The following is a 14,995-nucleotide window of genomic DNA, read 5'->3' as shown; positions in this document are numbered from 1 at the left end:
GAGGTCACGTCCGGGCGGTGGGTGGCGTGCTGCGGCTCGTCATCTCCCGGAGTTCGTCGAACGCGGCGCCGGCCAGTTCGGCGAAGCTGCGCCGAGCAGCACCGTCGAGCCAGCGCACGAACGTCACCCGGAACACCGCCATGCCGATCTGGGCGGCGAGGCTCGCCGCCGGCACCGGGATGCCGTGCTCGTGCAGCGCATCGGTGAGGGCGGCACCGAGCCGGGCGAGCTTGACCAGCTCGCGTTCCTGCAGCTCCGGGTTCCGGTCGATGACCGCCTGCCGCTGCCGGGCCAGCTCGCGTCGCTCACCCGCGTCGAACAGCGCACCGAGTGCGGCGATGGCGGTACCCACCAGTTCGATCGGGGGCTGGCCGGGCGGTGCCCCGGCGACCGCATCGAGCAGCGTCTGCTGCAGGCGGTTCGATCCATCGAACAGCACCTCGCGCTTGTCGGCGTAGTGCCGGAAGAAGGTCCGCTCGGTCAGCCCGGCACGCGCGGCGATCTCGGCCACGGTGACCTTTTCGTACCCGCGCTCGCCGTAGAGCGCGAGCGCCGCCTGCTCCAGCCGGCCACGGGCGTTCGGCTCCCAACGACTCATGGTTCCGATCATAGTGATGGCAGCGGCTGTCATCAGCTGCTAACCTGATGACAGTGACTGACATGGCTGGCGGGCTCGTCGCTCACCGGCCTCCGACATGGAGGTACTTCTCATGCGCGTATTCGTCACCGGGGCTTCCGGTTGGATCGGTTCCGCTGTCGTCCCCGAACTCCTGGACGCCGGGCATCAGGTCGTCGGGCTGGCCCGTTCGGACGCCTCCGCCGCGGCCCTCGTCGCCGCCGGCGCAGAGGTACGGCGGGGCACCCTCGACGACCTCGACGTGCTGCGCGCCGCGGCGGCCGAATCGGACGGTGTGGTGCACCTGGCGTACAAGCACGACATCGCGTTCGCCGGCGACTTCGCCGGCGCGACCGCGGCCGACCGGCGCGCCGTCGAGATCTTCGGGGACGCCCTCGCCGGTACCGACCGGCCGTTCGTCCTCGCCTCCGGACTGGCCGGCCTGGCGCCCGGCCGGGTCGCCACCGAACGGGACGGCGTCGCCGCCGACCCGGCGGCCGACGCCGACGGGCCGGGCTCCCGGCTGGCCACCGCCCAGCTGGCGCTCTCGTTCGCCGACCGCGGCGTCCGGTCCTCGGTCCTGCGGCTGCCCCCGACCGTGCACGGCGACGGGGACCGGGGGTTCGTGGCGAACCTGGTCGGCACCGCCCGCGACAAGGGCGTCTCGGGCTACCTCGGCACCGGGGCGAACCGCTGGCCCGCCGTGCACCGGCTGGACGCCGCGCACCTGTTCCGGCTCGCCGTCGACCACGCGCCGGCCGGCTCGGTACTGCACGCGGTCGGCGACGAGGGCGTACCGATCCGCGAGATCGCCGAGGTCATCGGCCGGCACCTGAACCTCGCCGTGGCCGAGATCCCCGCCGCGGACGCCGCCGACCACTTCGGTTGGCTCGCCGGCATGGTCGGCCTGGACGCCCCGGCCACCGCCGAGCTGACCCGCGACCTGCTGGACTGGAAGCCCACCCGGCCCGACCTGCTCGCCGACCTCGACGAGGGGCACTACTTCCAGGCCCGCCCGGACCGCACCGCCGGCCGCTGAACCGGCGACACCTCCGGGCCGCACGTGTGGCGTACGGCCCGGAGGCGTCCGACGCAGTTGCGGTGCCGTCGCCACATCCCCGGCGTCAGCCGTGCCGTGCCGTGCCGTGCCGGCTCGGCCGTGGCTGGCGCCGTGCCGGCCGTGGCTGGCGGCGTGCCGGCTCAGCCGTGGCTGACGCCGTTGCGGCGCTGCCGGTGGTGCTCGGCCGGCCCGTGCTCCGGCGTGTACGGCACCGTGCCGAACAGCCGCTCCGCCACCCGGGTGTGCCCGATCCGGCTGTCCGCCAGCCGTTCGGAGATGACGTCCTTGCCGGTCGAGGCGAGCCGCCCGGCCTGCGCCTGCACCAGCCCGGCCGCCTCCTGCACCGTCGGGTTCTCCTTCACCCGCCGGGCCGCCGCGGTGATCTGCTCGTACCGCGCTCGGCCGGCTCGGCTGCCGAGCACGTACCCGACGCCCAGCCCGGCCAGGAAAGCCCACTTGGCACGCATCGTCGACTCCTCTCTGAGAGGCCTGGCAGCAAGGGCTCGTCGGCGCCCGCCGGGCCCGAGGCGAGGCTGCCGCGTCGTCGGTGCGAGCGCGCACCATCGCCCGGCGCTCGCACCTCCGCCTCGGCAGCCCCGCCCGGAGTCTCGACAGCCATCCGACGCCCTTCTGCCAACCCCTCTATGACCTCGTATCCGGCGCTTCGCGCTCCTGCGTACCATCCTGCCTCCCGTGCGTGACCGACGAGACGCGAACCGCCCGCGGGTACCACCCCCGGCCCATGTACTACCCCCGGATCCGCTCATGTACCCTTGTCCGCGTCGGTACGCCACACCACGGCGCACACGATCCCGCGTAGCTCAATTGGCAGAGCAGCCGGCTGTTAACCGGCAGGTTATTGGTTCGAGTCCAATCGCGGGAGCTTCTTTCCAGGTCAGAGGCTTGACGGCGGCACTGCCCAAGATCAAGACCATGCTTTACCCTCACTTTTCGATCTGGGTCGCGTACCCGTCTTCCAGGGCCGCCGCGATCCGCGGGTTGACGGTGTTGCGGGCGAGGTAGACGTCCTGGGTCATCGACGGCCGCTCGTGCCCGAGCTGATCGGCCATCATCCGCGGCGTGAATCCGGCGTCGTCCAGGAACGTCGCCATCGTCTTGCGGAATGTGTGGCTGGTCACCCACGACAGGTCCCCGGTCCCGCGAGCCGCCCGGAACGCGTTCAACACGTTCGATGGATCGCGGAACCCGGTTCCCCGGTTGTTCGGAAACAGCGGGTCGTCCGGTTCGTATCCGTCCTCGGCCCGTTCCTTCAACGTGGCCAACGCCCAGGAGGGAAGCAGCAGGCTGCGCTTACCGGCCCGCGATTTCGTGCCCGTTCGAGGTCACCGAGTTCGTCATGCGTGCCGACAGCAATGCGCTGACTACAACATACCGATCGAGGACTGACTGTGACGACGCCAGAATCGCCCAACCGCAACGGTTCCGCCAAGGTCCGTGTTCGGACCGCGGACGACATCCCAGCCTGCGTACAGGCGCTCAAAGACGTCTACGCAGTAGATGGGTACCCCGTCGAGGGAGTGAGCCAGGCGGAGAAGTGGCTGTTTCCAGACGGTCTGCTAGAGGCATGGGTTGCAGAGGTCAACGGCGAGGTCGTGGGCCACGCGGCCGCCTCCGAACCGAGAGACGAGGCAGCGGTACGGATGCCGGTCGAGAAGGACGGCACACCGCTTGACCACATCGCGGTCGCAGCCCGACTGTTCGTGGCCCTGAAGGGACGAGGGAACGCTCTTGGGCGGGACCTGGCGGTCGCGGTGTTCGGCTACGGGCAGCAGCACGGACGCAGGATCGTGTTCGACGTGATGACCAAGGATCAGACCGCGATCCGGCTCTACGAGCGCATGGGTTGCATCCGCCTCGGTACCACCGTCCACGAGTTCGGCGACAACCAACAGGTCCCCGCCTACTGCTATGTGGCCCCGTGAGTGGCGTCAATCGACGAGTGGGAACGCGATGAGCGCGAGGCGTTACGTGGCCAGAGGGGTACCGGGCGGGTACCGAATCTGGGACAACAAGCGACGCCGTTGGTGGGGCGACCTGTACGAGCTGTGCCCAGACGACTTGCTCGTAGAACTCAACCATGGTGCCAGTTACGAGAAGGTTACAGCCCTGCTCAAGCGCTACAGAGCCATGAAGCGCTGAGTGAGCGGCACCGAACCCCAGATCCGGTGAGAACTTTCTGTACGGGCTCAAGGCGGCCCTGACGGGCCGCGCGCGCCGCCGTTCGGGCCGCGTTCCGGCCGCTCTGCTGGCGCCCGCGGCCGGAACGCTTCAGGCCCGCGGCAGGCGCGCACACCAACAGGGCCGCCACCCTCGGCAAGTCCACACCGAGAGCGACGGCCTCATCGAACGAATCGTGGCTGCCGGCCGCGCCGGTCACTGCCGGCGCCGGATGGCAGGGCCCGCCGGGGTGGGTCGGCCGGGCGGCGGTTCACCGGACGGTTGCGGGTACTGCGCCTCCGGCGGGGGCGCTCAGGCTCCGGGATGGCCGGGACCGCCGCCCGGCCGCTGGGTTGCTGGGTGGTTACCGGCCGCCATCCCGTCACCGCCGCCCCAGGCACAGCCGAGCAGACCGCCGCCGGGCCGCCAGCGTGGGCGGGCACGTCCAGGCCGTCGGCAGGTGGCGGCCCCGGCGGCGGTCTGCTCCCCGGAGGGTGGGACGACGGCGACGGGATGGCGGCCTCAACGTGGTAGTCATATAACGGAAACTGGCCAGTCACGGCGGCAGCCACGGCACACGTCGGAGATACCTAGATCACTCTCTGCCACAACGAAGGACCCGAAAGGCTCTCGTGTCGATGCCGAAGACACATCCGGACGAGATCGATATCGACCGGGCGCTGGTCGCTGGATTGATCGAGAAACAATTTCCGCAATGGGCGCACCTGCCCATCGTCAAGGTCGCGTCTGATGGCACCGACAATGCGATGTACCGCCTTGGCGACGACATGGCGGTACGCCTGCCTCGTCTACCCAGAGCCGCCGAGATGGTGATAAAGGAGCAGCGGTGGTTGCCAGAGCTTGCTCCGCTTCTGCCACTGGCGATACCTGTGCCCTTGGCCGCAGGCATGCCTGACGACGAATATCCCTACCCATGGTCGGTCTATCGGTGGCTGGCCGGCATGGACCTTGCGCATGACTCCGGTTCCAACTTGGAAGAGGCGGCCGTCGGGCTCGGGCAGTTCCTTACCGCACTTCAGGCAATCGATACCACCGGCGGACCGTCGTCGGCTCGGGCAACGCCAGTCGATCCCCGAGACGACGGGTCGGTCCGATCCACCATTGGCTACCTCGCCGCTTCCGGCGTCATCGACGCAGAGCCGGCGATCGGTGTGTGGAAGGCCGCACTGGCGGCACCGGCATGGCGTCGCTCGCCACTGTGGATTCACGGTGACCTGTTCCCTTCGAACCTGCTCGCGACGAACGGCCTATTGACCGGTGTCATCGACTTTGGGCTACTGGGGTTGGGTGATCCGGCCTGCGACATGCTGCCGGCCTGGACCTTACTGACCACCGGAAGCCGTGACCTGTTCCGCGCGGAATCCGGCGCTGACGACGCGACCTGGGTGCGGGGGCGCGGTTGGGCATTGAGCGCCGGGCTCGGGGCCGTACGCGTCTACCGAGTCACCAATCCGGTGCTGGCGGCAGCCGGTCATCGTGCCATTGCCGAGACCATCGCCGACTACCAGCGCAAGTGCTGACGTGACCGACACCGACTGTCTCCGCTTCTCCGGAACATGCCTGGTTTCGTATCGCAGCCCCACGGCTTCTTGTGTCCGCCAGTCGGTGAGGCGTTATGGCCGGCGCCTACCGGCGGCGTCCACTCGCACGTCCCTCGTGTCAGAGCCAACCCATGCTTGTGGATGGGAAGTGAGAGGAACCGAGGGCAACCAGGAGGTTCGATGGCTGGCTAACCTCGTAGGCAAGGCCAGGCAGAGGGCAGCAACGAGCAACACCGAGATCGACCCGACGGAAGCGGGCAGGTTATTGGTTCGAGTCCAATCGCGGGAGCTTCCGTTCCGGAGTTTCTCCGCTCGGCGAGATCGCTTCGATCGTCCGCCACCTCCCGTTACCGCGCTCGGCGTTGGCGCTACGTCGGCTGGACTCTGCGTCGGCTGGACTCGGCGCTCTCGCCGTGATGGCCCGCGGGTTCTAGAAGAAGGCGGATAAGTCACTAAATCTCACCTTGCTTGCTTCGCTGTGTGACTCTCGGCCGTCACCCGATCGAGCAGGGGAGTTGCCGGATGCAACGACGAAGGCTCATCAGCGGCGTGGCGGCGGGCGCGGTCGCCGTGCCACTGACCGCGCTGGCCACCACGTCCACCGCGAACGCCCAGGATGTCGACAAGGTCAAGCACCGCCAGTCCACCAGTACCGAGGGGAGCGCCATCGTGGGCAACATCGACCCGACCGAGGACGCGTACGGCAAGTCCTACACCGCGACGGTGGACCTGTCGGGTCCGCCGGAGAACGACGAGTACGCCACCGTCACGGTGGACTTCCGGGTCGAGGTCACGAACGGCCAGGGCACCTTCCAGGCGTTCACCGCCGCCGACATGGAGAACCTGGTGACACAACTGCTCAGCTCGTACCGCAGCCAGTTCGCCGGGAGCGCGTCGGCGAACCCGGTGCGGTTCACCGAGCAGGTGACGCTCACCGCGACGACCAACCTCAGCTGACAGCCGCTGGCGGCACGCGACCGCACCCGCCCTGCTGGGTGCGGTCGCGTGCCGCCGCACGTTCACGACCGGAACGAAGCGAGGGCGGGATGCCGGAACGCATCGACTACCTGGACGATCCGGACGCGCCGACCGCCACCCGCGCCACGTCATCCGCTACACCAGCAACGGCGGTGCGGTACTTCCCGGTCGGCGAGGCGCCGCGGCTGTTCAGCCAGCAGCATCGGGACGCCCTCACCGATCTCGCCGCGGGCCGGTCCGCCGTCTTCCGCTGAACCAGCAGCCGGCTCGGATCGAACCGGCGAACCGGCGAACCGGCCCGCCGCCGGCCGTGGCGGGCTCGGCCGCCGCTACCGGGGGCGGCGGCGGAACTGGGGGAGCTGCTGCAGGTCGTACGGGTAGGGGTGGGGGCGCTCGCTGGCCTCGGTGAGCCGGTCGAGGTGCGACGGGTCGAGCGACCAGCCGGCGGCGCCGAGGTTGTCCCGCAGCTGCTCGACCGTGCGTACTCCGACGATCGGTGCGGTGACCCCGGGGCGTTGCAGCAGCCAGCGCAGCGCGACCTGGGCCGGTGTGCGGTCGACCTCGGCGGCCACCGCTCGTACCGCGTCGATCACCTGCCAGGTGGTGTCGGTGTCGCGGCGCGGCCAGCTGCCGTCGGAGTCGGCGCGGGTACCGGCGGGCGGCTGGCGCATGCCCCGCTGGTACTTGCCGGACAGCCAGCCACCGGCCAGTGGGCTCCAGGCGACCAGGCCGGCGCCCTCCTGCTCGCAGACCGGGATCAGCTCCCACTCGGCCTCGCGGGTCAGCAGGTTGTAGGTGGGCTGCAGGCAGGTGAAGGGTTCCCAGCCGTGCTGCCGGGCGAGGCCGATCGACTTCTGGAACTGCCAGCCGGTGTAGTTGGATGCCCCGACGAACCGCACCTTGCCGTCCCGGACCAGCGTGTCGAGCGTCGACAGCGTCTCCTCGATCGGGGTGGCGTCGTCGTACACGTGGATCTGGTACAGGTCGAGGTAGTCGGTGCGCAGCCGGCGCAGGCTGTCCTCGACCGCGTGCAGCACGTGTTTGCGGCCGGCGCCCCGCACCGGCTCGCCGGGCGCTTTCTCGCCGTACACCTTGGTCGCGATGACCAGGTCGTCGCGGTCCCGGCCGGCGAGCCAGCGGCCCAGGATCTGTTCGGCGCGGCCCGAGGCGTACACGTCGGCGGTGTCGACGAAGGTGCCGCCGGCGGCGGTGTACTCGTCGAGGATGCGGTGGCTGGTCTGCTCGTCGGCGCGGTCGCCGAACATCATCGTGCCCAGGCACAGCTCACTGACCTGGAGCCCGGTGCGGCCGAGGAAGCGAAGGTCCATGTGCCGGACGCTACGGCCTGGACCGCGCTCCAGATCAACCCCGTTCGACGGGGTCCGGGTGCGGAGTCAGGGTGTTCAGGAGGGTGCGGCGCAGCCCGTCGGCGCCGATGCCGGGCCGGTGCTCGGCGGCGGCGTGGGCGAGCGCGATGACGGCACTGGCGAGCCAGCCGGCCGGCAGCCGATCGTCGAACTCGCCGGTGCGCTGGCCGCGGCGGATCACCCGTTCGATCCGGTCCGCGACCGGCGCGTGCCGTTGCCGGTCGGCCTCCGCGCCGACCGGCTCGGCGGCGATCTGCTGGAGCAGCGCCGGGTAGCGGCCGGTGGTCTGCTGGCCGGCGGCGAGCAGCCGCAGCAGCGCATCGCCGGCGGTACCGGAGTCGAGGTCGACGGCGTCCATCGCGGCGGCGGCCTGCTCGGTGAGCTGCTCGACGACGGCGGCGAGCAGCCGTTCCCGGGAGGCGAAGTGGGCGTAGATCGTCTGTCGGGTGACGCCGGCGGCGCGGGCGACCGCGGCCAGGCCGGCGTCCGGGGTGGCGTCGAGCACCTCTGCCGCGGCGGCGAGGATCGCGGCGCGGCTCTTGCGGGCGTCGGCGCGGCGCCGGGTCGTGTCGGCTCCGCGCACATCGGCCGGCGCGGGCGTGTCGCGCCGGCGTCCCGGTGGCACCGGGTCGGTGGCGGGGCGGGGCACAGGTGCGTTCATCTCTTACACCTTGTCAAAATTGAACCCGGGAATATATCTTACAACATGTAAGAGATAATACCGGATCGTGAGACTGGGCGGTACGCCATGCGTTCGTTGACCGACACCGAGCCGGCGCGGTTCATCGCCGACTTCTTCACCTCGTTCACCGCCGATCTGCTGCGCGACGACACCGACCCGGCACTGATCGTCGATCGGTACCACACCGCGGACGTCGTGCAGGTCGCCGACGGCAACGTGATCGACCGGGACAAGCTGATCGCGCACACCCGCCCGGTGCGTAAGAACCGGCCGAGCATCCGGATCGAGGTGCACGACGCGGTCGCCGACGGCGACCTGCTTGCCGCGCGGTACACGCTGCACGCCCGGCAGCGCGGCCGTGACCTGGCCATCGACGTGTGCTTCTTCGGCCGGTTCACCGCCGATGGCCGGATGCGCAGCGCGCACCTGCTCACCCGCGCGCTCGCCGACTGACGAGTCCGGCGCTGCCAGCGAGCCCGACGGGCCCCGCCGGAGACGACGATGGCGCCCGACCGGCCGGCCGGGCGCCACCCTCGCGTGTCGGGTGCGACCTATTCGAGGTAGTCGCGCAGCAGCTGCGAGCGGGACGGATGGCGCAGCTTGGACATCGTCTTGGACTCGATCTGGCGGATCCGTTCCCGGGTCACGCCGAACGCCTGGCCGATCTCGTCCAGGGTGCGCGGCTGGCCGTCGGTCAGTCCGAACCGCAGCCGGACCACGCCGGCCTCCCGCTCCGACAGGGTGCCGAGCACCTGCTGCAGCTCGTTCTGGAACAGCGAGAACGACACCGCCTCGACCGCCGACACCGCCTCGGAGTCCTCGATGAAGTCACCGAGCTGGCTGTCGCCCTCGTCGCCGATGGTCTGGTCGAGCGAGATCGGCTCCCGCGCGTACTGCTGGATCTCCATCACCTTTTCTGGGGTGATGTCCATTTCCTTGGCCAGCTCCTCCGGGGTGGGCTCGCGGCCCATCGACTGGAGCAGCTCGCGCTGCAGGCGACCCAGCTTGTTGATCACCTCGACCATGTGCACCGGGATGCGGATCGTGCGCGCCTGGTCGGCCATCGCCCGGGTGATCGCCTGCCGGATCCACCAGGTCGCGTAGGTCGAGAACTTGAAGCCCTTGGTGTAGTCGAACTTCTCCACCGCGCGCACCAGGCCGAGGTTGCCGTCCTGAATCAGGTCCAGGAAGGCCATCCCGCGGCCGGTGTAGCGCTTGGCGATCGACACCACCAGCCGCAGGTTCGCCTCCAACAGGTGGTCCTTGGCGCGGATGCCGTCCCGCTCGATCTGCTTCAGCTCGCGCCGCAGCTCGATCGTGACCTCCTCGCCGGACTCCTCCTTCTGCCGGAGCAGCTCCGCCGCGTACAGCCCGGCCTCGATCCGCTTGGCGAGGTCGACCTCCTGCTCGGCGTTGAGCAGCGGCACCCGACCGATCTGCTTCAGGTACGCCCGGACCGAGTCGGCGGAGGTGGTCAGCTCGGCGTCCTTGCGGGCCTGCCGCAGCGCCTCGGAGTCCTCGTCGTCCCAGTCGAAGTCGTCGGACTGCTCGCCGTCACCGTCGCCCTTCTTGCCGCGCGCGGTCTTCTTCGCGGCAGTCTTCTTGGCGGTCTTGGCCCGAGCGGTCTTCTTCGCCGGCGCCGGCGGCTCCTCGGCGGCGAGGTCGACCTCGTCCGGAGCCTCGTCGGTGGCCGGTTCGTCGGCGGGCTTCGCCGCCTTCGCGGCCGGCTTCTTCGCGGCGGCCTTCTTCGCCCGCTTCGCCGGGGCCTTCTTGGCCGCCTCCGGCGCGCCCGCGCCGGCCGGCTCGACGTCGCTCGCCTCCTCGGCGGAGGCGGCAGCGCCGACCGGCTCGGTCACCGTGGCCGGGGACGGCTGGGTGGCGGCCGGGGTCGACCGGGTCACTGCGGGGCGCGTCGAGGACGCGGCCTTGCCGGTGGTGGCCGGGCGGGTGGGCGTGGCACGGCGGCGCTTGGCGGTGCCGGCGGAGCCGTCCACCACCACGGTCACGCCGGCCTGGGCGAGTGCCTTGAGGATCTTGCGACCCTGGGCCGGGGTCACCTCGGCGGCGGCCAGCACCCGGGCCACGTCGGCGGAGGTGAGATGGCCGGACGAATCGGCCTGCGCGACGAGCGAGTCGGTGACGGCGCGAACGTCGGAACCGGCGGAGGAAGCGGCTTCGGACACAAACGACCTTCCAGAGAAGACGAGAACACCGCCCGGTCGGACTCGGCCGGTCGGGCTCTCCAGCAGGGCCACTGGCTTCGCGGCGAGCCACCGCGGGGACCGGCGTGAAGTATAACGAGGTAACAGCCGGGCGGCCCGTCGACGCATCGGTACCGGGTCCGATCGGTCTCGACGATCTCCCCGAACGGTGGGTGGAGCTGAGTCGGCCCCACGCAAGATCGCCGCCATCTTGCCGACACTCAGTGTGCACGTCACCGCCGCCCGCCGGCCCGCTCGCACCGGCTCGTAGGCTCATCCGGGTGAGCCGAGTACGAATCGAGTCACTCTCGCTGCCGAAGGCCGATATCGGGCCGATGAACCCGCTGCCGCCGGTCGCCGGGCCGCCGGCGGCGCCGTACCGACTGTCCACTGAGGAGTTGCCGGCCGCGGTGGTGCGCAACGCCGAGCACGGCGCGCCGCGCACCCTGCTGCCGTACCTGACCCAGGACGGTTACTCTCGGTTGCGGCAGCCGGGGAACTCTCCACCGTCGTACTCGACAACGACGTGCTGCGTGCCACGTTCGTCCCGGAGCTCGGCGGCCGGCTCTGGTCGCTGGTCGACCTGCGCGACGGTCGCGAGTTGCTCTACCGCAACCCGGTGTGGCAGCCGGCGAACCTTGCGCTGCGCAACGCCTGGTTCGCCGGCGGGGTGGAGTGGAACATCGGCACCCGTGGGCACAGCCCGACGACCTGCTCGCCGCTGCACGCGGCGCTGCTGACCGGGCCGGGCGGGGTGCCGATGCTGCGGATGTGGGAGTACGAGCGGCTGCGCGGCGCGGTGTTCCAGGTCGACGCGTGGCTGCCGGCCGGCGCCGACGCGTTGCGGGTGCATGTCCGGATTCGTGCCACTGCTCCCGAGCCGACCTTCATGTACTGGTGGTCCAACACCGCGGTACCCGAGGACGTGCGGGTGCTCGCTCCCGCCGACCGGGCGTTCTGCACCAGCTACGACGGGACGATCCGGGCGCGGCCGGTACCGGTCCAGGACGGGGTGGACACCTCGTACCCGCTGCGCAACGAGCACGCGGCCGACTACTTCTTCGACACCTCCGGCGTGTCGCGGCCGTGGATCATCGCGGTCGACGATCAGGGCGGCGGGCTGGCGCAGACCTCCACCGCCCGGCTGACCGGCCGCAAGTTGTTCGTCTGGGGCACCTCCACCGGCGGCCGGCACTGGGCCGACTGGCTGTCGCCCGGAAACGACGGGTATGCCGAGATTCAGGCCGGCCTCGCCGCCACCCAGTACGAGCACCTGCCGATGCCGGCCGGCGCGTCCTGGAGCTGGCTGGAGACCTACGGGCCGGTCACTGTCGACCGCGAGGTCGCACACGGTGACTGGACCGCTGCGGTGTCGCATGTGGACGGTCAGCTGGCCGCCGCGGTCCCGGCGGCGCAGCTGGACGCCGAGCTCGCCGAGGCGGTACGGCTGGCCGACGCGCCGCCGGCCGAGCGGGTCTGCGCCGGCTCCGGCTGGGGCGCGCTCGAGCGGCACCGCCGCGGGGCCGGCTGGTGCGACGAGACCGGTACCCCGTTCGACGAGGACACCCTCGGGCCGGAACAGCAGCCGTGGCTGGCCCTGCTGGCCGACGGCGCGCTGCCCCCGGCGGACCCGGCGACGCCGCCCGCCTCGTACGTCGGCGGCGCCGGCAGCGAGCCGGACTGGGCGGCCCGGCTCGGCGCGGACACCGGCTGGCTCGCCGCGTACCACCGGGGGGTGCTGGCGCACCAGCGCGGCGACGCCGACACCGCGGCGCGCGAGTACGCGGCGTCGCTGGCCGCCGCGGAGTCGGCGTGGGCGGTGCGCGGGCAGGGCCTGCTGGCGACCGCCGACGGCCGGGTCGAGGCGGCCGCCGACCTGCTGGAACGGGCGTACCGGTCGGCGCGATGGTGCCGGCAGCTCGCCGCCGAGGCCGGCGAGGCGCTGCTCGCCGCGGACCGGGCCACCGGATGCCTGGCGCTGCTCGACGGGGCGCCGGCCGAGGTGCGCGAGCACGGCCGGATCCGGCTGCTGACGGTCCGGGCCGCGCTCGCCGCCGGGCAGCCCGATCGGGCTCGCACGATCCTGTCCGACGGGCTCGAGGTCGCCGACCTGCGGGAGGGCGAGACGTCGCTCGACGCGCTGTGGACCGCCGCGTTCCCGGACCGCCCGATCCCGCCCGAGTACGACTTCCGGATGCACTGACCCGCCCCGGCCGGCGACGCACCGCCGCGGCCGACGCGATCGGAGACCTGGGCCCACCCTATGGCGGTACCGGCGGGGCGGGCCCGGGGTCAGGTACCGGCGGCGCCGTCGATGGTGATGGTCTGGCCGTGGATGTTGGTGTCGGCGAGCAGCAGCATCCGGACCACCGGGAGCACCTCGGCCGGCTCGGTGAGGTGGCCGGTCGGGGTGCGGCGGACGATCTGGTCGAGCTGGTCGGTGCCGAGCACCGAGGACATCTCGGAGGCGAAGAAGCCGGGTGCCACGCAGTTGATCAGCGCGCGGTCGCGCAGCTCGCGGGCGAGCGAGCGGGTCGCCGCCTCCATCCCGCCCTTGGTCGCCGAGTAAGCGACGAGGCCGGGGAAGCCGCGCCGGGCGCAGATCGAGGTGACGTTGACGACCCGGCCGCGCCGGCCACCGGCGAGCATCCGGCGCAGCACCAGCCGGGTCAGCAGCAGCGGCGCGGTGAGGTTGACCTCGATCAGGTGGGCGAGCCGGTCCGGCGAGGTGTGCACGTGCAGCGAATCCTGGCCGATCGCGGCGTTGTTGACCAGCGCGTCGATCGGGCCGAGCGAGGACTCCGCGGTACGGACGAACTCGGTCGTCGCGGCCCGGTCGGTGATGTCGACGGCACCGGCGAGCACCCGGTCGGGTTCGGCGTCGGCGAGCTTGGCCAGCTCCGGGGTGATGCTGCGGGCGAACGTGGCTACCCGCAGCCCGCTGCCGACCAGATCCTCCACAATGGACAGACCGAGGCCGCGCGAGCCGCCGGACACCAGGACCACCGACGCGGGCGGTACGAACGGTTCAGACATCGCTCTTCAACGTTTCCTTCACCGGGATCTCGGACAGGATGCGGATGTGCCGGGGTACCGCCGTCTCGGCCAGCCGTTCGCCGGCGAACCGTTGCAGCGCAACGGTGTCCACCGAACCATCGGTGACGATCTCGGCGCTGACCACCTGGCCGACCAGCGGGGCGCGGCGGCCGGTCACCCGGGCCCAGCGCACCGCGGGATGACCCAGCAGCACCTCGCGGACGGTGCCGGCGGACACCTTCGTACCGCCGACGTTGATCTCGTCGCGGCCCACCCGGCCGGGCAGCAGCACCCGGTCGCCGGACAGCTCGGCCCGGTCACCGGTGCGGACCAGCTCCGGCTGCCCCAGGCCGCGGTGCGGTGAGCCGACCAGCAGTTCCCCGTCCGCCACGGACAGCCTGGGCCGGTCGCCGGTGTCGCGATCCAGCCAGGAGGCGGGGAAGCCGGCCCGGCCGTCGTGCACCACGACCGCGGCGCCGACCTCGCTGGAGGCGTAGATCCAGCTGATCCGGGCGGCCGGGAAGGCGTGCCGCAGCGCGTCCAGGATCGGCTGGTCCACCGGTTCGCCGCCGAGCGTGAGCTGCGCCAGGGCGAGGCCGGCCAGCTCGTCGCCGTGCCGGTACAGTGCCTGCCGCCAGAACGTCGGCGTGCCGGACACCGCGGTCACCCGGTGCGTCACCGCGGCGGACACCCAGTCGTCCACAGTGGACGGAACCACCAGATCCTGACCCGGCACCGCCAGCGACAGGGTCACCAGCTGCCACCACGCGTAGGTGCCCGGCGAGTACGGGCAGAGCCACACCCGCGGTGGCTGTGGCGCGCGCACCGTGGTGAGCCCGGCGAGGGTGTGCGCGACCTGTTTGGGGCGACCGGTGCTGCCGCTGGTGAGCAGCCACAACCGGCCCGGATCGGCGGCCCGGTGCGCCGGCACGCCGTCCTCCGGCAGGGCGAAGCCGGCCTCGATCAGTTCGACCCGCAGCGCCTCGTCGACCCGCGACCGCGACGCGACCAGCAACTCGGTGTCGTGGTCGACGTGATGGCGCACCGCGGCGAATGCGGTCGTCGCATCGTCGGTGCACACCGCGACCGGGTCCGGCAGGCTCGCCGCATCGGCCAGATCCGCCCAGCTCGTGACGACGTCGCCGAGCACCAGCCGGTTGTCCGCCGCGATCATCCGAGGCCCCTCCCGGCGGTCGCGCCCGCGCCTCCGGCGGTCGCCGGGTCGGCGCCGGGACGCGCGGCCCGGGCCACCTCGCAAGCGGCGACGTCGAATGCGATCGGGTCGGCGCCGGGACGCGCGGCCCGGCCACTCCGG

Annotated in this window: 14 protein-coding genes, 1 tRNA gene and 1 pseudogene; 8 read left to right on the top strand and 8 right to left on the bottom strand. The window is 71.5% G+C overall.

The window, feature by feature from the left end; all coding sequences use genetic code 11:
* Positions 1–4: 4 nt before the first annotated feature.
* On the bottom strand, positions 5–598 hold the full coding sequence (locus tag Athai_RS19680) for a TetR/AcrR family transcriptional regulator (protein ID WP_203962858.1): 594 nt from the start codon (positions 596–598) through the stop codon (positions 5–7).
* Between the two features lie 112 nt (positions 599–710).
* Between Athai_RS19680 and Athai_RS19675 the strand changes: the two genes are divergently transcribed.
* Positions 711–1,655 (top strand): SDR family oxidoreductase, encoded by a 945-nt coding sequence (locus Athai_RS19675; RefSeq protein ID WP_203962857.1) that lies wholly within the window; start codon positions 711–713, stop codon positions 1,653–1,655.
* 161 nt (positions 1,656–1,816) lie between these two features.
* On the opposite strand, the gene Athai_RS19670 is transcribed toward Athai_RS19675, so the two are convergent.
* Positions 1,817–2,143, bottom strand: coding sequence for a hypothetical protein (locus Athai_RS19670; RefSeq protein ID WP_203962856.1), 327 nt, complete (start codon positions 2,141–2,143; stop codon positions 1,817–1,819).
* 343 nt (positions 2,144–2,486) lie between these two features.
* On the opposite strand from Athai_RS19670, the gene Athai_RS19665 reads away from it, so the two are divergent.
* Positions 2,487–2,559: transfer RNA gene (locus Athai_RS19665), tRNA-Asn, on the top strand.
* Positions 2,560–2,620: 61 nt separating this feature from the next.
* Here the strand turns inward: Athai_RS19665 and Athai_RS19660 are convergent.
* Positions 2,621–2,977 (bottom strand): tyrosine-type recombinase/integrase, encoded by a 357-nt coding sequence (locus tag Athai_RS19660; protein WP_275422649.1) that lies wholly within the window; start codon positions 2,975–2,977, stop codon positions 2,621–2,623.
* Between the two features lie 108 nt (positions 2,978–3,085).
* Here Athai_RS19660 and Athai_RS19655 point away from each other — a divergent pair, with 108 nt between their 5' ends.
* The 4 genes from Athai_RS19655 (at position 3,086) to Athai_RS19640 (ending at position 6,648) form a co-directional block, all read left to right on the top strand.
* Positions 3,086–3,619: a GNAT family N-acetyltransferase gene (locus tag Athai_RS19655; RefSeq protein ID WP_203962854.1), complete on the top strand. Its 534-nt coding sequence runs from the start codon at positions 3,086–3,088 to the stop codon at positions 3,617–3,619.
* Between the two features lie 873 nt (positions 3,620–4,492).
* The gene (locus Athai_RS19650) at positions 4,493–5,395 is read left to right on the top strand and encodes an aminoglycoside phosphotransferase family protein (protein WP_239157439.1); all 903 of its coding nucleotides are present in this window, start codon (positions 4,493–4,495) and stop codon (positions 5,393–5,395) included.
* A gap of 543 nt (positions 5,396–5,938) precedes the next feature.
* Complete coding sequence (locus tag Athai_RS19645; protein ID WP_203962852.1) at positions 5,939–6,373, top strand: hypothetical protein; 435 nt, start codon at positions 5,939–5,941, stop codon at positions 6,371–6,373.
* A gap of 89 nt (positions 6,374–6,462) precedes the next feature.
* Positions 6,463–6,648 carry a hypothetical protein gene (locus tag Athai_RS19640; RefSeq protein WP_203962851.1) on the top strand — a complete coding sequence of 62 codons (186 nt, stop codon included), beginning with the start codon at positions 6,463–6,465 and terminating at the stop codon, positions 6,646–6,648.
* A 75-nt stretch (positions 6,649–6,723) separates the two neighbouring features.
* On the opposite strand, the gene Athai_RS19635 is transcribed toward Athai_RS19640, so the two are convergent.
* Positions 6,724–7,722 carry an aldo/keto reductase gene (locus Athai_RS19635; RefSeq protein WP_203962850.1) on the bottom strand — a complete coding sequence of 333 codons (999 nt, stop codon included), beginning with the start codon at positions 7,720–7,722 and terminating at the stop codon, positions 6,724–6,726.
* 34 nt (positions 7,723–7,756) lie between these two features.
* Positions 7,757–8,422 carry a TetR/AcrR family transcriptional regulator gene (locus Athai_RS19630; RefSeq protein ID WP_203962849.1) on the bottom strand — a complete coding sequence of 222 codons (666 nt, stop codon included), beginning with the start codon at positions 8,420–8,422 and terminating at the stop codon, positions 7,757–7,759.
* Positions 8,423–8,509: 87 nt separating this feature from the next.
* Between Athai_RS19630 and Athai_RS19625 the strand changes: the two genes are divergently transcribed.
* Positions 8,510–8,896, top strand: coding sequence for a nuclear transport factor 2 family protein (locus Athai_RS19625; protein WP_203962848.1), 387 nt, complete (start codon positions 8,510–8,512; stop codon positions 8,894–8,896).
* 98 nt (positions 8,897–8,994) lie between these two features.
* On the opposite strand, the gene Athai_RS19620 is transcribed toward Athai_RS19625, so the two are convergent.
* Positions 8,995–10,626: an RNA polymerase sigma factor gene (locus Athai_RS19620; RefSeq protein WP_239157041.1), complete on the bottom strand. Its 1,632-nt coding sequence runs from the start codon at positions 10,624–10,626 to the stop codon at positions 8,995–8,997.
* A 535-nt stretch (positions 10,627–11,161) separates the two neighbouring features.
* Between Athai_RS19620 and Athai_RS19615 the strand changes: the two are divergent.
* Positions 11,162–12,847: pseudogene (locus Athai_RS19615) on the top strand (DUF5107 domain-containing protein); the annotation flags it as partial.
* An 89-nt stretch (positions 12,848–12,936) separates the two neighbouring features.
* On the opposite strand, the gene Athai_RS19610 reads toward Athai_RS19615, so the two are convergent.
* Together Athai_RS19610 and Athai_RS19605 are read right to left on the bottom strand one after the other, a co-directional pair.
* Positions 12,937–13,680 carry an SDR family NAD(P)-dependent oxidoreductase gene (locus tag Athai_RS19610; RefSeq protein WP_203962845.1) on the bottom strand — a complete coding sequence of 248 codons (744 nt, stop codon included), beginning with the start codon at positions 13,678–13,680 and terminating at the stop codon, positions 12,937–12,939.
* The gene (locus Athai_RS19605) at positions 13,673–14,854 is read right to left on the bottom strand and encodes an AMP-binding protein (RefSeq protein ID WP_203962844.1); all 1,182 of its coding nucleotides are present in this window, start codon (positions 14,852–14,854) and stop codon (positions 13,673–13,675) included. Before Athai_RS19605 ends, Athai_RS19610 begins: the two co-directional genes overlap by 8 nt.
* Between the last annotated feature and the right edge of the window lie 141 nt (positions 14,855–14,995).

This window comes from Actinocatenispora thailandica (assembly GCF_016865425.1).
In the GTDB taxonomy this organism is placed as follows: domain Bacteria; phylum Actinomycetota; class Actinomycetes; order Mycobacteriales; family Micromonosporaceae; genus Actinocatenispora; species Actinocatenispora thailandica.
The sequence above is the reverse complement of the archived record's forward strand: the minus strand, read 5'-3'. Positions and strand labels throughout refer to the sequence as shown.